Annotated in this window: 24 protein-coding genes; 21 read left to right on the top strand and 3 right to left on the bottom strand. The window is 76.7% G+C overall.

The genetic code is table 11. The annotated features are described in order from the left end of the window. Positions 1 to 8 precede the first annotated feature (8 nt). Positions 9 to 1193, top strand: coding sequence for a methyltransferase (locus tag JOD57_RS27320; RefSeq protein WP_204692798.1), 1185 nt, complete (start codon positions 9 to 11; stop codon positions 1191 to 1193). Here JOD57_RS27320 and JOD57_RS15295 read toward each other — a convergent pair. Then, positions 1076 to 1567 (bottom strand): inorganic diphosphatase, encoded by a 492-nt coding sequence (locus JOD57_RS15295; RefSeq protein WP_204692799.1) that lies wholly within the window; start codon positions 1565 to 1567, stop codon positions 1076 to 1078. The two genes, JOD57_RS27320 and JOD57_RS15295, sit on opposite strands and share 118 nt — an antisense overlap. Positions 1568 to 1577: 10 nt before the next feature. Between JOD57_RS15295 and dacB the strand changes: the two genes are divergently transcribed. From dacB to JOD57_RS15345, 10 genes are all read left to right on the top strand, one after another. Next, positions 1578 to 3056 (top strand): D-alanyl-D-alanine carboxypeptidase/D-alanyl-D-alanine endopeptidase, encoded by a 1479-nt coding sequence (gene dacB, locus JOD57_RS15300; RefSeq protein ID WP_307824709.1) that lies wholly within the window; start codon positions 1578 to 1580, stop codon positions 3054 to 3056. A gap of 72 nt (positions 3057 to 3128) precedes the next feature. Continuing rightward, positions 3129 to 4214, top strand: a complete 1086-nt coding sequence (locus JOD57_RS15305; RefSeq protein WP_204692801.1) for an Rv3626c family coenzyme F420 biosynthesis-associated protein — start codon at positions 3129 to 3131, stop codon at positions 4212 to 4214. Positions 4215 to 4227: 13 nt separating this feature from the next. Beyond that, positions 4228 to 5256, top strand: coding sequence for a tRNA lysidine(34) synthetase TilS (gene tilS, locus JOD57_RS15310; RefSeq protein ID WP_204692802.1), 1029 nt, complete (start codon positions 4228 to 4230; stop codon positions 5254 to 5256). After that, a complete protein-coding gene (gene hpt / locus JOD57_RS15315) occupies positions 5253 to 5846 on the top strand; it encodes a hypoxanthine phosphoribosyltransferase (protein ID WP_372440247.1) in 594 nt (197 codons plus the stop codon). Before tilS ends, hpt begins: the two co-directional genes overlap by 4 nt. 440 nt (positions 5847 to 6286) lie before the next feature. Then, positions 6287 to 8308: an ATP-dependent zinc metalloprotease FtsH gene (gene ftsH, locus JOD57_RS15320; protein ID WP_204692803.1), complete on the top strand. Its 2022-nt coding sequence runs from the start codon at positions 6287 to 6289 to the stop codon at positions 8306 to 8308. A 61-nt stretch (positions 8309 to 8369) separates the two neighbouring features. Beyond that, positions 8370 to 8987, top strand: coding sequence for a GTP cyclohydrolase I FolE (gene folE / locus JOD57_RS15325; RefSeq protein WP_204692804.1), 618 nt, complete (start codon positions 8370 to 8372; stop codon positions 8985 to 8987). Continuing rightward, positions 8984 to 9847: a dihydropteroate synthase gene (gene folP / locus JOD57_RS15330; RefSeq protein WP_307824710.1), complete on the top strand. Its 864-nt coding sequence runs from the start codon at positions 8984 to 8986 to the stop codon at positions 9845 to 9847. The genes folE and folP overlap by 4 nt, the downstream gene beginning before the upstream one ends. Further along, positions 9840 to 10214, top strand: a complete 375-nt coding sequence (gene folB / locus JOD57_RS15335; protein ID WP_204692805.1) for a dihydroneopterin aldolase — start codon at positions 9840 to 9842, stop codon at positions 10212 to 10214. The genes folP and folB overlap by 8 nt, the downstream gene beginning before the upstream one ends. Further along, the gene (folK, locus tag JOD57_RS15340) at positions 10211 to 10714 is read left to right on the top strand and encodes a 2-amino-4-hydroxy-6-hydroxymethyldihydropteridine diphosphokinase (RefSeq protein WP_204692806.1); all 504 of its coding nucleotides are present in this window, start codon (positions 10211 to 10213) and stop codon (positions 10712 to 10714) included. The genes folB and folK overlap by 4 nt, the downstream gene beginning before the upstream one ends. Further along, positions 10696 to 11235 carry a DUF3180 domain-containing protein gene (locus JOD57_RS15345; RefSeq protein ID WP_307824711.1) on the top strand — a complete coding sequence of 180 codons (540 nt, stop codon included), beginning with the start codon at positions 10696 to 10698 and terminating at the stop codon, positions 11233 to 11235. The genes folK and JOD57_RS15345 overlap by 19 nt, the downstream gene beginning before the upstream one ends. On the opposite strand, the gene JOD57_RS15350 is transcribed toward JOD57_RS15345, so the two are convergent. Continuing rightward, positions 11232 to 12425 carry an ABC transporter ATP-binding protein gene (locus JOD57_RS15350; protein WP_204692807.1) on the bottom strand — a complete coding sequence of 398 codons (1194 nt, stop codon included), beginning with the start codon at positions 12423 to 12425 and terminating at the stop codon, positions 11232 to 11234. The two genes, JOD57_RS15345 and JOD57_RS15350, sit on opposite strands and share 4 nt — an antisense overlap. A gap of 3 nt (positions 12426 to 12428) precedes the next feature. Between JOD57_RS15350 and JOD57_RS15355 the strand changes: the two genes are divergently transcribed. From JOD57_RS15355 to JOD57_RS15370, 4 genes are all read left to right on the top strand, one after another. Then, complete coding sequence (locus JOD57_RS15355; RefSeq protein ID WP_307824712.1) at positions 12429 to 13160, top strand: ABC transporter permease; 732 nt, start codon at positions 12429 to 12431, stop codon at positions 13158 to 13160. Beyond that, entirely contained in the window at positions 13157 to 13894 is a 738-nt protein-coding gene (locus tag JOD57_RS15360; protein ID WP_307824713.1) for an ABC transporter permease, read from the top strand. Before JOD57_RS15355 ends, JOD57_RS15360 begins: the two co-directional genes overlap by 4 nt. A gap of 162 nt (positions 13895 to 14056) precedes the next feature. Next, positions 14057 to 15067 carry a glycine betaine ABC transporter substrate-binding protein gene (locus tag JOD57_RS15365; RefSeq protein ID WP_204692808.1) on the top strand — a complete coding sequence of 337 codons (1011 nt, stop codon included), beginning with the start codon at positions 14057 to 14059 and terminating at the stop codon, positions 15065 to 15067. A gap of 150 nt (positions 15068 to 15217) precedes the next feature. After that, positions 15218 to 16423 (top strand): DUF6779 domain-containing protein, encoded by a 1206-nt coding sequence (locus JOD57_RS15370; protein ID WP_204692809.1) that lies wholly within the window; start codon positions 15218 to 15220, stop codon positions 16421 to 16423. A gap of 64 nt (positions 16424 to 16487) precedes the next feature. Here JOD57_RS15370 and JOD57_RS15375 read toward each other — a convergent pair whose 3' ends face one another. Further along, complete coding sequence (locus JOD57_RS15375; RefSeq protein WP_204692810.1) at positions 16488 to 17246, bottom strand: SDR family oxidoreductase; 759 nt, start codon at positions 17244 to 17246, stop codon at positions 16488 to 16490. 317 nt (positions 17247 to 17563) lie between these two features. Between JOD57_RS15375 and JOD57_RS15380 the strand changes: the two genes are divergently transcribed. Genes JOD57_RS15380 through JOD57_RS15405 form a run of 6 tightly spaced genes read left to right on the top strand, consistent with a single transcriptional unit; the run spans position 17564 to position 23174 of the window. Beyond that, positions 17564 to 18508, top strand: a complete 945-nt coding sequence (locus JOD57_RS15380; protein ID WP_204692811.1) for a Rossmann-like and DUF2520 domain-containing protein — start codon at positions 17564 to 17566, stop codon at positions 18506 to 18508. After that, positions 18505 to 19374 (top strand): pantoate--beta-alanine ligase, encoded by an 870-nt coding sequence (gene panC, locus JOD57_RS15385; RefSeq protein WP_204692812.1) that lies wholly within the window; start codon positions 18505 to 18507, stop codon positions 19372 to 19374. Before JOD57_RS15380 ends, panC begins: the two co-directional genes overlap by 4 nt. 8 nt (positions 19375 to 19382) lie before the next feature. Next, a complete protein-coding gene (gene panD / locus JOD57_RS15390; protein ID WP_275582088.1) occupies positions 19383 to 19796 on the top strand; it encodes an aspartate 1-decarboxylase in 414 nt (137 codons plus the stop codon). Then, positions 19793 to 21475, top strand: a complete 1683-nt coding sequence (locus tag JOD57_RS15395) for an L-aspartate oxidase (protein WP_204692814.1) — start codon at positions 19793 to 19795, stop codon at positions 21473 to 21475. Before panD ends, JOD57_RS15395 begins: the two co-directional genes overlap by 4 nt. After that, positions 21472 to 22380: a carboxylating nicotinate-nucleotide diphosphorylase gene (gene nadC / locus JOD57_RS15400; RefSeq protein ID WP_307824714.1), complete on the top strand. Its 909-nt coding sequence runs from the start codon at positions 21472 to 21474 to the stop codon at positions 22378 to 22380. The genes JOD57_RS15395 and nadC overlap by 4 nt, the downstream gene beginning before the upstream one ends. Further along, positions 22380 to 23174, top strand: a complete 795-nt coding sequence (locus tag JOD57_RS15405; protein WP_204692816.1) for a type III pantothenate kinase — start codon at positions 22380 to 22382, stop codon at positions 23172 to 23174. Before nadC ends, JOD57_RS15405 begins: the two co-directional genes overlap by 1 nt. The last annotated feature ends 7 nt before the right edge of the window (positions 23175 to 23181 follow it).

Genomic DNA, 23181 nt, shown 5'->3' on the forward strand with positions numbered 1-23181 from the left:
ATGCGGCCGTGGACAGAGCCCGGCTCAGCGCGGTCGCCCACCGCTGGCACCCCGTCGCCGCCCCCGTCTCCGACGAGGGTCTCCGCCGGCTGCTCGAGCGGCTGGCCCCGCCCGGCCACGGCCGCGTCCTCGACCTCGGCTGCGGCTCCGGCGCGTGGCTGCTGCCGCTGCTGGCCGCCTCGCCCGGCCTGACCGGCGTCGGCGTGGACACCTCCGCCCCCGCCCTCGACGCCGCCCGCGACCGCGCGGCGATGGCCGGGCTCGTCCGGCAGGTCGACCTCGTGCAGGCCGACGCCGCGGGCTGGCGGGGCGGCACCTTCGACGTCGTCGTCTGCATCGGCGCCACGCACGTCTTCGGCGGCCCCGCCGGCACGCTCGCCGCGCTGCGCGGCCACCTGCGCCCCGGCGGCCGGCTGCTGTTCGGCGACGCCTTCTGGGAGGCCGGCCCGAGCCCCCGCGCGCTGGCCGGTCTGGGCGCCGGCCCGGCGAGCTCCCCGACCTGCCCGGGCTGCTGGCCGAGGTCGCCCGCGCCGGCCTCGAGCCGGGGTACGGGCACCTGTCCACGCTCGCCGAGTGGGACGAGTACGAGTGGTGCTGGACCGGCGCGCTCACCGACTGGGCGCTCACCGAGGCGCCCACCGCCGACGAGCGGGAGCAGGCCCTCGACGCCGCCCGCACCCACCGCCGCCAGTGGCTCGAGGGCTACCGCGGCGAGCTGGGGTTCCTCACCGCGGTCCTGCACGACCCGCGGGCCTGACAGCGGTGTGCCGGTTGGTCGGCGGCCGTGGCCTCCGACGCCGGCGGTGATGTGCGCTGAGTGCTCGTCCTGGAGACCAACGTGCGCCGTGGGCGCACACTGCTGCAGGTTGCGCCGCCCACCGTGGTCAGCCGACCGGCACCAGCGCCCGCCGGCGTGCGAGCCCGGGCCAGCACCTGGCAAGCAACGCGCACGCCGCTGTGAGCACCCCGGACACGACGACGGCGGTGCACCTCCGTTGAGGGGTGCACCGCCGTCGGTCGTCCGTCGTGCGGTCAGGGGCCCAAGGGGCCGGGGACGAGTGGGGAGGAGCGGCCGTCAGTGGCCGCCGGCCTCCTGGGCGCGCTTGAGCGAGGCCTCGATCTCGGCCTGGGCCTCGGCCCGCCCGACCCAGTTGGCGCCCTCGACCGACTTGCCCGGCTCGAGGTCCTTGTAGGTCTCGAAGAAGTGCTGGATCTCCAGCCGGTCGAACTCCGAGACGTCGGTGATGTCCTGGAGGTGGGCCATGCGGGGGTCGGTCGCCGGGACGGTGAGGACCTTGTCGTCCCCACCCGCCTCGTCGGTCATCCGGAACATGCCGATGGCCCGGCAGGTGATCAGGCACCCGGGGAACGTCGGCTCCTCCAGCAGGACCAGGGCGTCGAGCGGGTCGCCGTCCTGGCCCAGGGTGTTCTCGATGTACCCGTAGTCGGCCGGGTACCGCGTGGAGGTGAACAGCATCCGGTCGAGCCGGATGCGCCCGGTGGCGTGGTCCAGCTCGTACTTGTTCCGCTGGCCCTTGGGGATCTCTACCGTCACGTCGAACTGCACGGCACGTAGTGTGGCCCACCGGTACCAGGCCCACCGGCGCAGGTCCGGACCGGGGCCTCTTCCGGGGGAGGGCACCATCGCGCCGAACGGGTCGACGACCGTCACGCCGAGCTACGGGCGGCTGCGCCGGCGGCTCCTGCTGACCGTCCTGGCGGTCGTGCTGGTCGCCGCGCTGGTCGCGGTCGGGGTGGTCGTCTGGTCGGGGGACGGCGCCGCCGACGACCCCGCCGACCGGGCCGCCGCCACGCTGCCCGCGGTCGGGGAGCCGGACCCGGTGCTGGCCGCCCTGTCCACCGGTGCGCCGGCGCCCGACCCCGACGTGCTCGCCACCCGGCTGACCCCGCTGCTGGCCGCCCCCGCGCTGCTCGGCGGCGTGTCGGCCGAGGTGGTCGACGTCGCCAGCGGGCAGACGCTGTTCGACCAGGAGGCCGGCGACCCGGTGACCCCGGCCTCCACGGCCAAGCTGCTGACCGCCGTCGCCACCCTCACCACCCTCGACCCCGCGGACACCCTCGAGACGAGGGTCGTCGCCGGCGCCACCCCGGACGAGGTCGTGCTCGTCGGCGGCGGCGACCCCACCCTGTCGACCACCGCGCCCTCCCTGGCCTACCCGGGCGCCGCGACCGTCGCCGACCTGGCCACCCAGGTGCAGGCCGCGCTCCCGCCGGGGACGACGGTCAGCCGGGTCGTCGTCGACAACTCGCTGTTCGAGGGCCCGCTCACCGCGGAGGGCTGGGGGCCCGAGGACGCGCCGTCGAGCTACGCCGCCCCGGTCACGGCCACCGCCGTCGACGGCGCCCGCGTCACGTCGGGGGAGAACCCGCGCAGCGGGCAGCCGGGCACCGACGCCGGTGCCGCGCTGGCCGCGGCCCTCGGCGCGCCCCGCGCGACGGTGCAGCTCGGCCCGGCCCCCGACGGGGCGGCGACGCTCGGCAGCGTCCGCTCCGCCCCGGTCACCCGGCTGGTCGAGCAGGCGCTGTCGCAGTCGGACAACCTGCTGGCCGAGTCGCTGGCCCGCCACGTCGCACTGGCCCGCGGCCTGCCGGCGACCTTCGAGGGGGCCGCGCAGGGGGTCACCGACGCCCTGGAGGAGGCCGGGGTCGACGTGTCCGACGTCGACCTGTACGACGGCAGCGGCCTGTCCCGGTTGGACCTGGTCACCCCCGACGTCCTCACCGACCTCGTCACCGGGGCCGCCGACGGCTCGCTCGCCGGGACCTCGGCCGTCCTGTCCGGCCTGGCGGTGGCCGGCTACGACGGCACGCTGTTCGACCGGGGCGACGACGACCCCGCGACCGCGCCCGGCGCGATCCGCGGCAAGACCGGCACCCTGCTCGGCGTGCACGCCCTCGCCGGCACCGTCGTGACCGCCGACGGCCGGCTGCTCGCCTACGCGCTGGTCGCCAACGGCACCTCCGGCGGCGGGGACCCGGAGGAGGCCGCCCTCGATGCCGTCGCCTCCACGCTGGCCGCCTGCGGCTGCAGCTGAGGCAAGGACCCTCCTGCCCCCGCCGCTCGCAGGGTCGCGGCAGGCCCCTGCAGGAGGGCCTACGGTGAGGCGATGAGCAGCAGCGCACTGGTCGACTGGGATCTCGCCGGTCGGACGGCCCGCCGGCTGGCCGGGCCGGGGCCGACGACCACCCGGCAGGAGGCCGCGGACGTCGTCCGCGAGCTGCACGAGGCGTCGGCCACGGCCGTCGCCCACGTCGAGGGCCTCACCGGACTGCGCCCGGTCGAGGGCGGGCCGGTGCCCGAGGTCGCCGTCGTCGACCGGCCCGGCTGGATCGACGCCAACGCCACCGGCATGGCGACCCTGCTCGACCCGCTGGTGCACGCCCTCACCGAGCGGCAGGAGACCCGGCCGGGGCCGCTGGCCACCGCGATCGGCTCCCGCGCCACCGGCGTGCAGGCCGGGGGCCTGCTGGCGTTCCTGTCCTCGCGCGTGCTCGGCCAGTACGAGGTCTTCGGCACCGGCGGGCGACTGCTGCTGGTGGCGCCCAACATCGTCGACGCCGAGCGCCGGCTGGGCGTCGACCCGTCGGACTTCCGGCTCTGGGTCTGCCTGCACGAGGTCACCCACCAGCTGCAGTTCACCGCCTTCCCGTGGCTGCGCGACCACCTCGAGGCGCAGATCTCCGAGTTCGTCGAGGCCACCGACCTCAGCCCCGACGCGCTGCGCGACCGCATGGCCGACCTGCTGCGCGGCATCACCGACGCCGTCCGCGGCGGCGACGACGACACCGGCTCGCAGGGCCTCATGGCGCTCGTGCGCGACCCCGCCCAGCGCGCCGTCCTCGACCGGGTCACCGCGGTGATGAGCCTGGTGGAGGGGCACGCCGAGTACGTCATGGACGGGGTGGGCCCCGACGTCGTGCCCTCGGTGCGCACCCTGCGCAAGCGCTTCGCCCAGCGCCGCAAGGGCCGCGGCCCGCTCGACCGCGTGCTGCGCCGGCTGCTCGGCCTGGAGCAGAAGATGAAGCAGTACGCCGACGGCCGGCTCTTCGTCGGCGGCGTCGTCGACCTGGTCGGCATGGAGGGCTTCAACCGCGTGTGGGCCGGCCCGGAGAACCTGCCGCTGGTCGAGGAGCTCACCGAGCCCGCACGCTGGGTCGAGCGGGTGCACGGCCGCCCGGCCGTCACCGCCTGACCCCCGGACGCCGGTGAGCGGGCCGCCGCCGGCGGTCGCCGCCGTCCGCAGCGCCGTCCGGCCCGGCCTGCGCGGCTCGCCGCAGCCGGTGCTGGTGGCCGTCAGCGGGGGAGGGGACTCCCTGGCGCTGGCCGCCGCGGTGGCCTTCGAGGCGCCGCGTGCCGGCGTGCCCGCCGGCGCGGTCACCGTCGACCACGGCCTGCAGCCCGGCTCGCCCGGGCGGGCCCGGCGGACGGCGGACCTGGTGCGCGACCTCGGCCTGGACCCGGTGCTCGTCCTGCCCGTGACCGTCGGTGCCGACGGCGGGCCCGAGGGCGCCGCCCGCACCGCCCGGTACGCCGCCCTCGCCGGGGCGGCCGCCGGGCACGGGGCCCGCGTCGCCCTCGGGCACACCCTCGACGACCAGGCCGAGACCGTGCTGCTCGGCCTGGGCCGCGGGTCGGGCCCGCGCTCGGTGGCGGGCATGGTGGCCGAGCGCCCGCCGTTCTGGCGCCCGCTGCTCGGCGTCCGCCGGTCGGTCACCCGCGAGGCGTGCGCCGCGCTCGGCCTGCCGGTGTGGGACGACCCGTGGAACACCGACCCCGCCCACCGCCGCGCCCGGCTGCGCGCCGAGGTGCTGCCCCTGCTGGAGGACGTGCTGGGTGGCGGTGTCGCCCCCGCCCTGGCCCGCACCGCCGAGCAGCTCAGGGAGGACCTCGACGCCCTCGACGGGCTGGCCGCCGGGCACCTGGCGCGGCTGGCCGGCGACGGCTGCCTGCCGGCCGGCGAGCTGGCCGCGCTGCCGGCCGCGCTGCGCCGGCGGGTGCTGCGCGGGTGGCTGCGCAACGGCGGCGTCCCCGACCTGCAGGCGACCCACCTCGGCGCCGTCGACGCGCTGCTCACCGGCTGGCGCGGCCAGGGGCCGGTGGCGCTCCCGGGCGGTGCCGAGGCGTTCCGGGCGTCTGGCAGGCTGGTGCTGCGGCCCGCCGGCTGCCGCGGCGGGAGGGCCCGGCCGGCCGCCGATCCCCGCCCGGTCCCCGATCCCGAGGAGCAGCACCCGTGAGCGAGACCGCGTCCACTCCCGCCCCGCAGGGCGCGCTGGGCCCCGACCACGGCTACGGCCCCGACATCGACCACGTGCTGCTCTCCGAGGAGCAGATCCAGTCCAAGATCACCGAGCTGGCCGCCGAGATCGCCCGCGACTACGCCGGGCGCGAGGTGCTCCTCGTCGGCGTCCTCAAGGGCGCGGTGCTGTTCATGAGCGACTTCGCCCGGGCCCTGCAGCTGCCCACCCAGATGGAGTTCATGGCCGTCTCCTCCTACGGCAGCTCCACCAGCTCCTCGGGCGTCGTCCGGATCCTCAAGGACCTCGACCGCGACATCTCCGACAGGCACGTGCTGGTGCTCGAGGACATCATCGACTCCGGCCTGACGCTGTCCTGGCTGCTGAAGAACCTCGGCGGGCGGCGGCCGGCCTCGCTGGAGGTCTGCGCGCTGCTGCGCAAGCCCGACGCGATCAAGGTCGAGGTGCCGGTGCGCTACGTCGGCTTCGACATCCCCAACGAGTTCGTCGTCGGTTACGGCCTCGACTACGCCGAGCGCTACCGCGACCTGCCCTACATCGGGACGCTGAAGCCCGAGGTGTACCAGTGACGTGGTCGACCTACCGGTCGACACCGCGGCCAGGAGCCGTCCCCGGCCTGCGCCGAGCTCAGCCGTCGCACCCTTCCCGGAGCCCTTCGGGCCCCGCTCGGGCACGACCCTCGCAGGGCGGCTCACGGTGACAGCGCGGCCAGGAGCCCACGAGGACCTCGGTACCCTCCACGCCTCGCTCGCTCGGCGCGGGCCCCTGCACCGAGGCCGATCGGCGCGCTGAGCCGCCCCGGCCCGCTGCGGGTGGGGCACCGACGGGGCTACCCGGCAGGGTGTGCCCAGCTCGCGGACAGGGGACGCACAGCCGTCCCGGTGTACCGTCGAGCGCAACGACGCTGGACCGCGCGAGGGTGCCCGCCCGGCGCGCGCGGCGCGTCACCCGGACGATCAGGAGGGTCGACGGGCCAGGCCGGAGCCCTCCGGCTGCCCGGCATCGGTGTATGGAACGCAAGAAGATCTTCCGCTCCGTGTGGTTCTGGGTCGTGCTCGTCGTCCTGGTGGCCCTCGGACTGTCGTCCTTCCTCGGTGGCGGCTCGAGCTACGAGCCCGTCGACACCTCCGTCGCGCTGGAGCAGATCGAGGACGGCAACGTCGAGTCGGTCACCATCAACGACAAGGAACAGACCCTCGACCTCGACCTGACCGAACCGGTCGACGGCAACGAGCAGATCAGCGCGTCCTACCCGATCGGCGCCTCGGACGACGTCTTCGCCCTCGTGTCGGGTATCGGCGGTGAGGGCGACGGCGTCGACTTCACCACCAACGTCACCCAGGACAGCGTCTTCGTCAGCGTCCTGATCAGCTTCCTGCCCTTCCTGATCCTCCTGCTGCTGCTGTTCTGGCTGTTCAACTCCATGCAGGGTGGCGGCCGCGGCGTCATGGCCTTCGGCAAGTCCAAGGCCAAGCAGGTCACCAAGGACACCCCGAAGACGACGTTCTCCGACGTGGCCGGGGCCGACGAGGCCATCGAGGAGCTGCAGGAGATCAAGGACTTCCTGCAGAACCCGGTCAAGTTCCAGGCCGTCGGCGCCAAGATCCCCAAGGGCGTGCTGCTGTTCGGCCCGCCCGGGACCGGCAAGACCCTGCTGGCCCGCGCGGTGGCCGGCGAGGCCGGCGTGCCGTTCTTCTCGATCTCCGGCTCGGACTTCGTCGAGATGTTCGTGGGCGTCGGCGCCAGCCGCGTGCGCGACCTGTTCGAGCAGGCCAAGCAGAACGCCCCGGCGATCATCTTCGTCGACGAGATCGACGCCGTCGGCCGGCACCGCGGCGCCGGCATGGGCGGCGGCCACGACGAGCGCGAGCAGACGCTGAACCAGATGCTCGTCGAGATGGACGGTTTCGACGTCAAGGGCGGCGTCATCATGATCGCCGCCACCAACCGGCCGGACATCCTCGACCCCGCGCTGCTGCGCCCGGGCCGCTTCGACCGGCAGATCGCCGTCGACCGGCCCGACCTGGAGGGCCGCAAGCGGATCCTCGAGGTGCACGCCAAGGGCAAGCCGCTTGCACCCGACGTCGACCTGGAGACCGTCGCCCGGCGCACCCCCGGCTTCACCGGCGCGGACCTGGCCAACGTGCTCAACGAGGGCGCGCTGCTCACCGCCCGGCAGAACTCCTCGGTCGTCACCGACGCCGTCCTCGAGGAGGCCATCGACCGCGTCGTCGCCGGGCCCGAGCGCAAGACGCGGGCGATGAGCGAGAAGGAGAAGAAGGTCACCGCCTACCACGAGGGCGGGCACGCCCTCGTGGCGCACGCGCTGCCCAACCTGGACCCGGTGCACAAGGTGACGATCCTGCCGCGCGGCCGCTCGCTGGGGCACACGCTCGTGCTGCCGACCGAGGACAAGTACACCCAGACCCGCTCGGAGATGATCGACACGCTGGCCTACGCCCTCGGCGGGCGGGCGGCCGAGGAACTGGTCTTCCACGAGCCGACCACCGGCGCGGGCAACGACATCGAGAAGGCCACCTCGATGGCCCGCGCGATGGTCACCCAGTACGGCATGAGCGCCAAGCTCGGCGCGGTCAAGTACGGCAGCACCGAGTCCGAGCCGTTCCTCGGCCGGGACATGGGCTCGCGGCCGGACTACTCCGAGGCCGTCGCCGCCGACATCGACGGCGAGGTGCGCGCCCTCATCGAGGCCGCGCACGACGAGGCGTGGGAGATCCTCGTGGAGTACCGCGGGGTGCTCGACCAGCTCGTGCTCGAGCTGATCGAGAAGGAGACCCTCTCCAAGGAGGACATGGCCCGCATCTGCGCGCCGGTCACCAAGCGTCCCTCGCTGGCCCCCTACAACGGCTTCGGCAAGCGGACGCCGTCGGACCAGCCGCCGGTGCTGACCCCGGCCGAGGCCGCCGCGCAGTCCAACGGCCACGGCGCCAACGGGAACGGCAGCGGCAGCAGCCTGGTCAAGGGCGGCAGCACCGCGGTCGGTGACGTCGGCGCACCCGTCCAGAGATGAGCGGGCCGGCGGGCGCAGCGGCCTCGCCGGCGCTGCCGGGCGGCGCCGGCGAGGCGGCGGCGTGAGCCAGCTCGCCGAGGAACCGGAGGACGAGGTCCGCGCCGACCCGTCGAGGATCGACACGGCGCGGGCGGCGGCCGCCGTCCGTGAGCTGCTGCTCGCGGTGGGGGAGGACCCCGACCGTCCCGGCCTGCAGGACACCCCGGGCCGGGTGGCCCGCGCCTACGCCGAGACCTTCGCCGGGCTCTGGCAGGACCCGGCCGAGACCCTGGCGACGGTCTTCGACGAGGACCACGACGAGATGGTCCTGGTCAAGGACATCCCGATGTACTCGACCTGCGAGCACCACCTGGTGCCCTTCCACGGCGTCGCGCACGTGGGCTACGTCCCGGGCGAGGACGGCCGGGTGACCGGCCTGTCGAAGCTGGCCCGGCTGGTCGACGTCTTCGCCCGCCGCCCGCAGGTGCAGGAGCGGATGACCCGGCAGATCGCCGACGCCCTCTCCGACGTCCTCAAGCCCCGCGGCGTCATCGTGGTCATCGAGGCCGAGCACCTGTGCATGGCGATGCGCGGCATCCGCAAGCCCGGCTCGACGACGGTCACCTCCGCCGTCCGCGGTGTCTTCCGCGACCACGCGGCCACCCGCGCCGAGGCGATGAGCCTCGTCCTGGGCCGGTGACCGCGGCCGGCGCCGCGCTGCTGCACCCGGGGCGGTGCGTGGTCATGGGCGTCCTCAACGTCACGCCCGACTCGTTCTCCGACGGCGGCTGCTTCGCCGACCCCGAGGTGGCGGTCGCCCACGGCCTGGCCATGGCCGCCGCCGGCGCCGACTACGTCGACGTCGGCGGGGAGTCCACCCGCCCCGGCGCCGACCGGATCGACGCCGACGAGGAGCGCCGCCGCGTCGTGCCGGTGGTGCGCGAGCTGACCGCCGCCGGCGTGCGGGTCAGCGTGGACACCACCCGCACCGAGGTCGCCGAGGCCGCGCTGGCCGCCGGGGCCGTGCTGGTCAACGACATCAGCGGCGGGCTGGCCGACGCCGGGATGGCCGCGCTGGTGGCCGACGCCGGCGTCCCGTGGGTGCTCATGCACTGGCGCGGCCACAGCCGGGAGATGTACGCGCGGGCCGGTTACGGCGACGTCGTCGCCGAGGTGTGCGCCGAGCTCTCCGCCCGGGTCGACGCCGCGCTGTCGGCCGGGGTCGACCCCGGCCGGCTCGTGCTCGACCCGGGGCTGGGCTTCGCCAAGCAGGCCGCGCACAACTGGGCGCTGCTCGCGGCGCTGCCCCGGGTGGTCGCGCTCGGCCTGCCGGTGCTGGTCGGTGCCTCCCGCAAGTCCTTCCTCGGCCGGCTGCTCGCCGGCGCCGACGGCGCGCTGCGACCGGCCGAGGGACGCGACGCCGCGACCCTGGCCACCACCGTCCTCGCCGCGGAGGCCGGCGCGTGGGGTGTGCGGGTGCACGACGCCGCCGCCTCGGCCGACGCCGTCCGCACCGTGGCCGCCGTGCAGCGCGCCCGCGAGGAGGTCCGTCGTGACTGACCGCGCGCCGGACCGGATCGCCGTCCGCGGGTTGACGGCACACGCCCACCACGGCGTCCACGGCTTCGAGCGGGAGAACGGGCAGACGTTCACCGTCGACGCCGTCCTCGAGGTCGACACCGCGCCCGCCGCCGCCACCGACGACCTCGCGCTGACGGTGGACTACGCCGAGCTGGCCCAGCGGCTGCACGCCGTCCTCACCGGCGAGCCGGTCGACCTGCTCGAGACGCTGTGCCGGCGGCTGGCCGACGTCTGCCTCGCCGACCCGCTCGTGCAGGCCGCGGAGATCACCGTGCACAAGCCGCAGGCCGAGCTCGGCGTCCCGTTCGACGACGTCACCGTCACCATCCGCAGGCAGCGGCCGTGAGCCGCGCGGTCCTGTCCCTGGGCGCGAACCTCGGCGACCGCGCCCGCGCGCTGCGCACCGCGATCGAGGCGCTCGGGGCCGACGGTCTGGTGGCCCGCTCGACGCTGTACGAGACGCCGCCGTGGGGCCCCGTCGAGCAGCCGCCCTACCTCAACGCGGTCGTCGTCGTCCGCGGGGAGCGCGACGCCGCCGGCTGGCTGGCCCGCGCGCAGGAGCTGGAGCAGGCCGCCGGCCGCACCCGCGAGGTGCGCTGGGGCGCCCGCACGCTGGACGTCGACGTCGTCACGGTCACCGGCGACGACGGCGCCCCGGTGCTCTCCGACGACCCCGCGCTGACCCTGCCGCACCCCCGGGCGCACGAGCGGGCCTTCGTCCTCCTGCCGTGGCTGTCCCTGGAGCCCACCGCGGTCCTGCCCGGGCACGGCCGGGTGGCCGACCTGGTCGCGGCGCTGCCGGCCGACGACGTCGCCGCGGTCGTCAGGTGGGAGCACCTGCATTGAGGCCGGTCAACCGGCGCGACCTGGTCGTCGTGGCAGCCGGGCTGGCGCTGGCCGCCTGGCTGGTCGTGCGCGCCACCTACGGCGACCTGCCGTCGCTGCGCTGGTGGCTGCCGGTGCCGCTGGGCGTGCTCGCCGTCGCCGAGGCCCTCGGCGCCCGCACGCTGCGCGCCCGGCTGGCCGCCGAGCGCGACGCCCGCCGCGGCAGCCGCGAGGGGCGCCCCGCCGAGGCGGCGGCGCCCCTGGTCCGGCGCGTCGAGCCGATGGTGGTGGCCCGCCTGGCGGTGCTCGCCCAGGCCAGCGCCTTCGTCGGCGCGGTCTTCACCGGCGTCTGGGCCGGGGTGCTGCTGCACGTCGCACCCGCGGTGTCGCGCCTGCAGGCCGCCTCCGGCGACACGGTCACCGCGGTGCTGGGCGTGGTCCTCGCGGTGGGTCTGACCGCCGCGGCGCTGTGGCTGGAGTCGATCTGCCGGGTGCCGCCGCAGCGCGACGACGACCGGCCCGAGGGCGGCGTCCGCGCCTAGGGACGGCTCCAGGCGGGGACCGCGGCGCCGGCGGTCTCCGGCACCGTGCCCTCCACCGAGCGGCGCAGCGCCGCGTGCAGCGACTCGGGCGTGAGCACCCCGAGGAAGACGTCGCCGTCGAGCACCGCGACCCAGCCGGCCTCGTGCTGCAGCATCGTGGCGAACGCCGTCTTCAGCGTGGCGTCCACCGGCACCCAGGCCTCCATGCGGTGCGCCGCCGACCCCACGGTGCCCGGGCCGGAGGCCCGCTCGGCCGACAGCCACCCGTGCAGCCGGCCGTCGCCGTCGAGGACGACCGCCCAGCGGGCGCCGGCGGCCTGCAGCGAGGCGCGCGCGTCGGCCAGCCCGTCGGCGACGTGCACCACCGGCGGCCGCTCGAGGTCGTCGACCTCGATGGCGGTGACCGCCAGCCGCTTGAGGCCCCGGTCGGCGCCCACGAAGTCGGCGACGAACGCGTTGGCCGGCCGGCCCAGCAGCTCGGCGGGCGGCGCGAACTGCTCGACCCGCCCGCCGGTGCTCATCACCGCGATCCGGTCGCCGAGGCGCACGGCCTCCTCGATGTCGTGGGTGACGAAGACGATGGTCTTGCGGACGGTCTCCTGCAGCCGGAGGAACTCCGCCTGCAGCCGCTCGCGGACCACCGGGTCGACGGCGGAGAACGGCTCGTCCATGAGCAGGACGGCGGGGTCGGCGGCCAGCGCCCGCGCCACCCCGGCCCGCTGCCGCTGGCCGCCGGAGAGCTGGGCGGGGTAGCGGTCGCCGTGGACGGCGGGGTCGAGGCCGACGGTGGCCAGCAGGTCGTCGACGCGGGCGCGGATCCGGCGCCGGTCCCAGCCCAGCAGCCGCGGCACGGTGGCCACGTTGGCGCGCACCGTCTGGTGGGGGAACAGGCCCACGTTCTGGATGACGTAGCCGATGCGGCGGCGCAGCCGGTCGGCGTCGACCCGGGTGACGTCCTCGCCGCCGAGCAGGATCCGCCCGGTCGTCGGCTCGATGACCCGGTTGATCATCTTCATGGTCGTCGTCTTGCCGCAGCCCGAGGGTCCGACCAGGACGCTGAGCTCGCCGGCGGCGAAGGTCAGGTCGAGCCGCTCGACGCCGACCGTGCCGTCGGCGTAGGTCTTGCTGACCCCCTCGAGCCGGATCTCCTGCGCGGTGCCGTCCGCGCCGCCTTCGGCAGTAGCGTCCACCGGGTGACCTCCCTGGGTGCGCGTCCGCTGCAGGACGCGGTGAGCGACCCCGCGGTGGGGGTGCTCGCGGTCGACGAGGCCCCGAACCCGTGGTTCCGGCCGTCGTACGTGCGCGACAACTGGGACACCATCCTGGCCTACGCCGGCGAGCACGTCCGGCTCACCGTGGCCGCCGTCGTCATCGGGGCCGCGCTCGCGCTCCCGCTGGCGCTGGCCGCCCGGCGCAGCCGGCTCCTCTCGGCGCCGGTGCTGGGGTTGTCGACGGTCGTGTACACGATCCCCTCGCTGGCGATGTTCGCGCTGCTGGTGCCCTTCACCGGGCTGTCCTCGACGACGGTGCTGGTCGGGCTGGTCGCCTACTCGCTGGTCATCCTGGTGCGCAACTTCCTGGCCGGGTTGCAGGGCGTGCCCGACGACGTCCGCGAGGCCGCCCGCGGCATGGGGCTGTCGGGGGCACAGACGTTCTGGCGCGTGGACCTGCCACTGGCGCTGCCGGCGTTCATGGCCGGGCTGCGGATCGCCACGGTGTCCACCGTCGCGCTCACCACGGTCGGCGTCCTGGTCGGCCACGGCGGGCTGGGACAGCTGATCACCGGCGGGTTCGCGGCCAACTTCTACCGCGCCGAGATCGTCACCGGCGCGGTCGGCTGCGTGCTGCTCGCGCTCGCCGCCGACCTGCTGCTGGCCGGCGTCGAGCGGCTGCTCACGCCCTGGGCGCGGGCGGCGCGCGCGTGAGCGACTTCTCGCGGGCGCTGCGCTACCTCAACGACCCGCTCAACTGGAGCCGTCCCAACGGCATCACCGACCTGACCCTCGAGCACCTGGGCATCTCGGCGGCCGCCGTCCTCGCCGCCATGCTCGTCGCGCTCCCGGTCGGCACCGCCCTCGGCACGGCACGGCGCGGCGCGGGGCTGGTCGTCGTCCTGTCCAACGTCAGCCGCGCGGTGCCCACCCTGGCGCTGCTCACCCTCTTCGCGGTCAGCCCGATCGGCTTCGGCAACCGGGCGACGGCGATCGCGCTGGCGGTCTTCGCCGTCCCGCCGATCCTGACCAACACCTTCGTCGGCTTCCGCGGCGTCGACCCGGAGGTCCGCGAGGCCTCCCGCGGCATGGGGATGAGCCGCGGCCAGGTGCTCGCCCGCGTCGAGCTGCCGCTGGCCCTCCCGCTCGTGATGACCGGGATCCGCACCGCTGCGGTGCAGGTCGTGGCGACGGCGGGGCTGGCCGCGCTCGTCGGCGGCGGGGGACTGGGCCGGATCGTCAACCTCGGCTTCGGCCAGCAGGACTACGGCGTCATGATCGCCGGGGCCATCCTGGTGGCGGGGCTGGCGCTGCTCGCCGAGCTGGTGCTCGCCCTCGTGTCGTGGGCGGCCACACCGGGCCCGCGGCGGCTGCCGTTCCTCCGCGCGCGCACGGCCGGAGGGGGCGTCGGGGTTCCGGAACCGACGGCCAGCGGAGTGCCGCTGTGACCTGCGCGGCGCGCCCCGGCGGGAGCAGGTAACGAGCTCACAACACTCTGGCGGGGCGATTGCCGGGGTGGAGCGCACGGCGGTTGCATGGCCCGCGCGGGATCCCCCGCCAGACACGCGTCGCGGCCGCACGCCGCGCGGGACACAGAAGGCGGACAGCTCATGCGCATGCCCCGCGTCCTCACCCCCCTGGCCCTCGCGGCGGTCCTGCTGACCGCGGCCTGCGGGGAGTCCGGCTCGTCCGGCACGGGCGGCTCCACCGGCGCCAGCGGCTCGGCCGCCACCGGCGACGCCTGCGCCCCGGTGGCCGGCGAGCAGCTCGTCGTGCTCGAGGACGACCAGCAGCTGCAGAACGCCGACAACGTCGTGCCGGCGGTCACCGCGGCCACCGCCGCGGCCAACCCCGCGCTGATCCCGGCGCTCGACGCCGTCTCGGCCGCGATGACGACCGAGCAGCTCATCGAGATGAACGCCGCGGTCGACCTCGAGCGGCAGAGCGCCGAGGACGTCGCCGCCGCCTGGGTGCAGGAGAGCGGCGTCACCGAGGGGCTCGAGCCGGGCAGCGGCCCGATCGTGGTGGGGGCGAGCAACTTCACCGAGTCGACCATCCTGGCCAACGTCTACGCCGGGGTCCTCGACGCGGTCGGCTTCGACGCCTCGGTCCGCGAGGTGGGCAACCGCGACCTCTACCTGCCGGCCCTCATCTCCGGCGTCGACCTGCAGGTCTTCCCCGAGTACCTCGCCACGGTCACCGAGGCGCTCAACGCCCAGGTCAACGGGCCCGACCCGACGCCGATCGCCAGCAGTGACGCCCAGGCGACCCGCGACGCCCTGCAGCCGCTGGCCGACGGGGTCGGGCTGACCTTCGGCCAGCCGTCGGAGGCGGCCAACCAGAACGCCTTCGCGGTGACGCAGGAGTTCGCCGACGGGCTCGGCGTGACCACCCTGTCGGAACTCGCGGACGCCTGCGGGGACGGCTCGCTGGTCCTGGGCGGCCCGGCCGAGTGCCCGACCCGGCCGTTCTGCCAGCCGGGGCTGGAGGAGACCTACGGCCTGCAGTTCGCCGAGTTCCGCGAGTTCGACGCCGGCGGCCCGGCGACCAAGGCCGCGATCACGCAGGGCGAGGTCTCGATGGGCCTGGTCTTCAGCTCCGACGCGGCCCTCGCCCGATAGAGGGACCCCGCTGCCCCCCACGCCGCGCTGACGCTCGGCGCGGGGCCCTGCAGCGCGGCCGTTCCCTCAGGTCAGCAGCGAGCCCCCGGCTCCGGCACGCAGACGCTCGCGTGCCGGAGTCGGGGGCTCGCTCACCGTTACCCTGAGCCCATGCGGGGAGCGGACGACACAGCAGCCCGTCGGGCACACGGGACGGCCGGCTCCCCCGGGCTGCGCGCGGCCGGGCTGGCCGTCGGCGGCCTGCTGGCCCTGGCCGCCACCGCCGCCGTCTTCCTGACCGAGGACCCCCAGCTGCTGCGGATCGCCGTCGTCGCCGTCGCCTGGGCCTGCCTGGCGGCCGCCGTCGCCGCCGGACGCCGTCGGGGGGAGACCGCCGAGGACACGCCGCGGTCCGACACCGCGGCCGTCGAGGCCGAGCTGCGCCGGGCCTACGACCGGGAGCTGGAGCGGGAGGTCGCCGCACGCCAGCAGTACGAGCTGGAGCTGGAGAACCAGGTCCGGCGCGAGGCGGAGGAGGCGATGCGCGGGGAGCTCGACGCGCTGCGCAGCGAGCTGGCCGGCCTGCGCGAGGGCCTGTCCGGGCTGACCGCGCTCCGCGCGGAGCTGGCCGCCGTCGGCGCCCTGCGCGGTGAGCTCGCCGAGCTCGCCGGCCTGCGGGCCGACGTCGGCCGGCTGCGGGCGGAGCTCACCGAGCAGCGCTCCGGGGAGATGCACGTCGAGCGGCTGGTCATGCGCACCCAGTCGGTGCGGACGACGCCCGGCCGCGAGCCGATCGAGCCCGCGACCGCCGCCTGGCATACCGACGTCGCCCGCGACCTGGGCGCCGGCTGGCCGGTGCTGTCCCTCGACGACCGGCGCGCGGAGGAGGCGCCCCTCGCGACGGCGGCGCGGCCCGAGGTGGTCGCCGCGCCGCCGTCCCCGGCCGTGCTCCGGCCCGACCCCGTGCCGGCCGGGACCGCGGGAGCGACCGTGGCCGCCCCGGTGGTGGCGCGGGAGCCCGAGCCGGCCCCCCGCCCGCTGCCCTCGCTGCCGCCCGTGCCGGCCGAGGACCCCGCGCTGCGCCGCCGCCGCACCGACCCGGTGGACGCACCCGCCCCGGGGCCCGCCGAGCAGCTGACGATCGAGCGGCCGGCCGTGCACGCCGCCGCTGCCGTGCACGCCGCCGCTGCCGGGCACGCCGCGGGCGGCCGGCCGGTGCCCTCGTACGCGCCGGTCCCGCCGGAGCCGGACGACGCCGGGGCGACCCGGCTGGCGCAGATCCTCGCCGAGAGCGGCGTCACCCCGGGTGGCCGCCGGCACCGCCACCGCGACGAGGGCGACGGCGACGACGTCCTGGCCCGCGTGCTCGGCCGGTGACGGACCCCCGCGCCCCCCACCGCTCGCACGCTCGCGGCGGGGCCCTGCACGGGGGCCGAGGGGCTCAGGCGGGGCCGCGGGAGAGCGCGCCGCCGTCGAGGACCAGCGTCTGGCCGGTGACCCAGCCGGCGCCGAGCAGGTAGGCCGCCGCCTCACCGACGTCCTCCGGCTCGCCCAGCCGGCCGACCGGGTACTGCGCCGCGGCCTCCTCCTCGCGGCCCTCGTAGAGCGCGCCGGCGAAGCGGGTCTTCACCACCGCCGGGGCCACCGCGTTGACCGTCACCCTCGGCCCGAGCTCCACGGCCAGCTGCGTCACCAGGTTGACCAGCGCGGCCTTGCTCACCCCGTAGCCGGCGATGCCGGGGGAGGCCTTGAGCCCGGCGACCGAGGCGACCACCAGCACCGAGCCGCCGTGCTCGGCCATCCACGCCCGCCAGGCCTCCTGCACCAGGCCGAGCGTGCCGACGACGTTGGTGTCGAGGATCTTGCGGAAGGAGTCCAGGCCCAGCTCCATCATCGGGCCGTAGACCGGGTTGATCCCCACGTTGCCCACCAGCAGGTCGAGGCTGCCGAAGCGCTCGACCGCCGTGCGCACCGCCTCGGCGCGGTGCCCGGGGTCCCCGGCGTTGCCCGGCACACCGACGGCGACGTCCGGGCCGCCGAGCGCGGTGACCGCCTCCTCGAGCGCCTCCGGCTTGCGGGCGGTGAGCACCACCCGCGCGCCCCGGTCGGCCAGGCTGCGGGCGATCGCCAGCCCGATGCCCCGGCTGCCGCCGGTGACCAGTGCGGTGCGTCCCTGGAACGTGCCCTCGACCGTGCCCACGTGACTCCTCGGTGTCCGCTCGCCCGGCGTCGGTGCCGGCCGCCGCCGACACCGTAGGACCGGCTCCGGACGGCGCCCCGCGCACCCCCGTCGGCGCCCCCGGCGCTGGAGGTGACCCACCCCACAGTGCTCCGGCGTTGCAGCGGTGGCCGGGGGCTCACACACTCGCGGTCGGCACCTCGCCCGCGTGGCACACACCCGGTCGCAGCGGGGCCGGTGCCGGCACCACCCCGCACCACCCCGCAGCACCGGCCGCCGACCACGACGGCCCGACCCGAGTCCGGTACCCGCCAGGGACTGGAACGAGAGGTGCACCGATGCCTGCTGCCCGCAGGACCCCCCGCGCTGCCGGGCTGCCGCCCGCCACCAGCGCTCCCGCCCGCCTCCGCGTCGGCGTCATCGGCGCCGGCCGGGTCGGCGCCGTCCTGGGCGCCGCCCTCGCCGCCGCCGGCCACGACGTGGTCGCCGCCGCCGGCCTGTCACCCGCCTCCGCCGAGCGCGCCGCCCGGCTGCTGCCCGGCGTCCCCCTGCTGCCTGCCGACGAGGTCGTGGCCGCGGCCGACCTGGTGGTCCTGGCCGTCCCCGACGACACGCTCCCCGGCCTGGTCGCGGGCCTGGCCGGCACCGGGCGCTGGCGGGCCGGCCAGCTCGCCTTCCACACCTCCGGTGCGCACGGGCTGGCCGTCCTGGAGCCGGCCGAGCGGGCCGGTGTCCTGCCGCTGGCGCTGCACCCGGCGATGACCTTCACCGGCGCCCCCGAGGACGCCGAGCGGCTCGCCGGCGTCCCGTTCGGCGTCACCAGCCGGCCCGGGCACCGGCCGGTCGCCGAGACCCTGGTGCTGGAGATGGGCGGCGAGCCGTTCTTCGTCGCCGAGGCCGACCGGCGGCTCTACCACGCGGCACTGGTCACGGGCGCCAACCACCTGGTCACCCTCGTCGCCGAGGCCGCCGACCTGCTGCGCGCCGCCGGAGTGGGATCGCCGGCGCGCGTGCTGGCGCCACTGCTCACCGCCGCGCTCGACAACGGCCTGCGCCGCGGCGACCGGGGCCTGACCGGCCCGGTGAGCCGGGGTGACGTCGGCACCGTGCGCGACCACCTGGAGACGCTCACCGAGCGCGCGCCGGCCTCGGTCGCCGCCTACGTCGCGATGGCCCAGCGCACCACCGAGCGGGCCGTCGCCGCCGGCCGGCTCCGGCGGCACGAGGGCGCTCCCCTGCTCGATCTGCTGTACGAGGCCGCCGACCCGGCCGGCTCCCGGTGACCACCGCGGTCCAGCCGGCCGGGACGTGGCCCGCCGTCGCGGAGACGGCCGCCGCGCTGCGCGACCTGGTCGCCGGTCTCCCCGGCCCGGTGGCGCTGGTGCCCACCATGGGCGCGCTGCACGAGGGGCACCGCGCGCTGGTCCGCGCCGCCCGCGAGCGCGCCGGCGGCGTCGTCGTCTCGGTGTTCGTGAACCCGACCCAGTTCGGCCCCGGCGAGGACCTCGACCGCTATCCCCGCACGTGGGACGCCGACCTCGCCGCGCTGGCCGAGGAGGGCGCCGACGTCGTCTTCCACCCGCCGGTGGAGGAGGTGTACCCGCCCGGCGCGGCCGGCGTGACCGTGCACCCGGGGCCGCTGGGCGACGTCCTGGAGGGCGCCGTCCGGCCGGGGCACTTCGCCGGCGTGCTGACCGTCGTCGCCACGCTGTTCGGCCTGGCCCGGCCCGACCTCGCGTTCTTCGGCGAGAAGGACTACCAGCAGCTCACGCTGATCCGCGCCATGGTGCGCGAGCTGGCGCTGCCGCCGGAGGTCGTCGGCGTGCCCACCGTCCGCGAGGACGACGGCCTGGCGCTGTCGAGCCGCAACCGCTACCTGACGCCGGAGCAGCGGGTCACCGCCGTCGCGCTGTCCCGTGCCCTGCGCGCCGGTGCCGGCGCCGGACCGCACGGGGCCGACGCCGTCCTGGCGGCCGCCCGCACCGTCCTCGCCGAGGCGCCCGACCTGCGCCGGGACTACCTGGCACTGACCGACCCCGACCTCGGCCCCGCGCCGGCCGCCGGCCCGGCCCGGCTGCTGGTCGCCGCCCGCGCCGGCGACACCCGACTCATCGACAACACCGCCGTCACCCTGGGAGAGCCCCGATGATGCGCACGATGCTCAAGTCCAAGATCCACCGGGCGACGGTCACCCAGGCCGACCTGCACTACGTGGGCTCGGTGACGATCGACGAGGACCTGCTCGACGCCGCGGACCTGCTGCCCGGCGAGCAGGTGGCGATCGTCGACGTCACCAACGGCGCCCGCCTGGAGACCTACGTCATCCCCGGCGAGCGGGGCAGCGGCGTCATCGGCATCAACGGCGCCGCCGCGCACCTGGTGCACCCCGGCGACCTGGTGATCCTGATCGGCTACGGCCTCATGGACGAGACCGAGGCGAAGTCCTCCGTCCCGAGGGTCGTGCACGTCGACGGCGCCAACCGCGTCGTCGAGCTCGGCGGGGACCCCTCCGCCCCCGTGCCCGGCGCCGTGGACCAGCGGCGCAGCGACCTCGGCGTGCCGGTCAGGTGAGCCTGCTGGCGACCGCGCCGGTCGTCGGCCTGCCGACCCGGCTGGCCGCCCCGGCGCCGGGCTGGGAGCTGGCGGCCGACGTCTGCGTCGTCGGCTCCGGCGTCGCCGGGCTCTGCGTGGCCCTGCACGCCCGGGCGGCGGGACTGTCGGTCGCCGTCGTCACCAAGGTCCGGGTCGACGACGGCTCGACCCGCTGGGCGCAGGGCGGGATCGCCGCCGTCCTCGACCCGGCCGACACCCCGGAGGCGCACGCGCGCGACACCGAGGTCGCCGGGGTCGGGCTCTGCGAGCCGCAGGCGGTCGCCGCGCTGGTGGCCGAGGGCCCGGCGCGGCTGCGCCAGCTCATCGAGTGGGGCGCGGCCTTCGACCGCGACGCGGCCGGGCAGCTGCTGCTCACCCGCGAGGGCGGGCACTCCACCGACCGCATCGTGCACGCCGGCGGCGACGCGACCGGGGCCGAGGTCATGCGCGCGCTGTGCGAGGCCGTGCACGCCGACCCGGGCATCGGCCTCGTCGAGCACGCGATGGTGCTCGACCTGCTCACCGACGCCACCGGCCGGGCCGCCGGGGTCACCCTGCACGTGCTCGGCGAGGGCACCGAGGACGGCGTCGGCGCGGTGCGGGCCCGCGCGGTGGTGCTGGCCACCGGCGGGATGGGGCAGGTGTACGCCGCCACCACCAACCCGTCGGTGTCCACCGGCGACGGCGTGGCCCTCGGCCTGCGCGCCGGGGCGGTCGCCACCGACCTGGAGTTCGTCCAGTTCCACCCGACGTCGCTGTACCTGGGCCCCGGCGCCCGCGGGCAGCAGCCGCTGGTCAGCGAGGCGCTGCGCGGCGAGGGGGCGGTGCTGCGCGACGGCGCGGGGGAGCGGTTCATGACCGGCGTGCACCCGCTGGCCGAGCTCGCGCCGCGCGACGTCGTCGCCAAGGCCGTCACCCGCGTGCAGCTGCGCGACGGCGTCGACCACGTCTGGCTCGACGCCCGGGCGATCCCCGGCCTGGCCGGGCGGTTCCCGACCATCGTCGCCCGCTGCCGGGCCGAGGGCGTCGACCCGGTCACCGACCTGGTGCCGGTCACGCCCGCGGCCCACTACGCCTCGGGCGGCCTGGCCACCGACCTCGCCGGGCGGACGACGGTGCCCGGGCTCTACGCCTGCGGTGAGGTGGCCAGCACCGGGGTGCACGGGGCGAACCGGCTGGCGTCGAACTCGCTGCTCGAGGGGCTGGTGTTCGCCGCCCGCATCGGCGCCGAGCTGGCCCGTGGCCTGCCGCCGGCCACGCCGGTCCGCGACGCCGCGCCCGCGACGGCGGGGCTGCTCGACCCGGCCGGCCGCCGCGCGGTCACCGACACGATGTCCGGCCGGGTCGCGGCGCTGCGCTCGGGCGCCGGGCTGGCCGGGGCCACCGGCCGGCTGGCCGCCCTGGCCGCGCAGCTCGCCGAGGGTCCCGGCGCCGCACCGGGCGTCGACAGCTGGGAGGCCACCGACCTGCTCACCGTCGCCGGTGCGCTGACCGCCGCGGCCACCGCCCGCGAGGAGACCCGCGGCTGCCACTGGCGCGAGGACCACCCCGGCACCGACGACCGCTGGCGCGTGCACCTCGACGTCCGGCTCGACGACGGCGGCCGGCTGCGGCTGACCCGCCGCCCGGTCGGCACCCCCGCGGGGACGGCGTGGTGAGCCCCGACCCGCGCTCCCTGGAGGGCACCGGCCTGACCGAGGCGTGGGTCGACGACCTGGTCGAGCGCACGCTGGCCGAGGACCTCGCCGGCGGCGCCGTGCTGCCCGGCGCGCCCGACCTCGCCGTCTCCTGCGACGTCACCAGCGCCGCCACCGTCCCGCCGGCACAGCTGGGCACCGCCGACCTGGTCGCCCGCGCCGACGGCGTCGTGGCCGGCCTGCCCGTGGCCGCGCGCGTGTTCACCCGCCTGGCGCCGGGCGCCACCCTCACCGCCGGCGCGGCCGACGGCGACCGGGTGGCCCGCGGCGACGTGCTGCTCACCGTCCGCGGGCCGGTGCGCGCGCTGCTGGCCGCCGAGCGCAGCGCGCTGAACATCGCCAGCCGGGCCAGCGGCATCGCGACGGCCACCCGGGCGTGGGTGGACGCGGTCGAGGGCACCGGCGCCGTCGTGCTGGACACCCGCAAGACCACGCCGGGCCTGCGGCCGCTGGAGAAGTACGCGGTGCGCTGCGGCGGCGGGTCGAACAAGCGGATGGGCCTCTACGACGTCGCGATGGTCAAGGACAACCACGTCGCCGCCGCCGGGTCGGTGGCCGCCGCCGTCGCCGCCGTCCGGGAGCGGGCGCCGCGGGTGCCGGTGCAGGTGGAGGCCGACACCCCCGCCCAGGCGGTCGAGGCGGTCGAGGCCGGTGCGGACTTCCTGCTGCTGGACAACATGACGCCGGCGCAGCTGCGCGAGGTCGTGGGCCTGGTCGGCGGCCGGGCGGAGCTCGAGGCCACCGGCGGGCTCACGCTCGCCGTCGCCCGCGAGGTGGCGGCCACCGGCGTGGACTTCCTGTCGGTCGGCGCGCTCACGCACTCCTCGCCGATCCTCGACCTCGCCCTCGACCTGCGGGCGGGCTGATGCTGCTCACCGTCGACGTCGGCAACAGCCAGACCGTGCTGGCCACCTTCGACGGCGCCCGCCGGGTCGGCTGCTGGCGGGTGACCACGCACGCCCGGGCCACGGCCGACGAGCTGCGGATGCTGTGGCGCGGGCTGCTGCACGACACCGAGGTCACCGGTGTCGCCGCCTGCTCCACCGTGCCGGCCCTCCTGCCGGCGCTGCGCCAGCTGCTGGACTCCCTCGAGGTGCCGGTGGTGCTCATCGGCCCCGGCGTGCGCACCGGCGTCCCGCTGCACGTGGACAACCCGCGCGAGGTCGGCGCCGACCGGGTGGTGACCGCGCTGGCCGCGCACGAGCTCTTCGGCCGGTGGCCCGACGGGCGCGGCCGGCCGGTCGTGGTCGTCGACTTCGGCACGTCGACCAACGTCGACGCGGTCGGCCCCGACGGGCAGTTCCTCGGCGGGGCGCTGGCGCCCGGCGTCGAGGTGAGCCTGGAGGCGCTGGCCAGCCGCGCGGCCCAGCTGCGCTCGGTGGAGCTGACCGTGCCGGCGCAGGCGATCGGCAAGAACACCGTCGCGGCCCTGCAGTCGGGACTGGTGCTGGGCTTCGCCGGCCTGGTCGACGGGCTCGTCGCCCGCATCGCCGCCGAGCTGGTCGCCCAGTTCGGCGCGGCGCCGGTCGTCGTCGCCACCGGCGGGCTGGCCCCGCTGGTGGCCGACAGCTGCCGGACGATCGCCGAGCGGGAGCCCGACCTCACCGTGCACGGGCTGCGGCTGGCCTTCGACCGCCACCAGGCCACCGGTCGCCGCTAGGGAGCGC

Source organism: Geodermatophilus bullaregiensis (assembly GCF_016907675.1).
In the GTDB taxonomy this organism is placed as follows: Bacteria; Actinomycetota; Actinomycetes; order Mycobacteriales; family Geodermatophilaceae; genus Geodermatophilus; species Geodermatophilus bullaregiensis.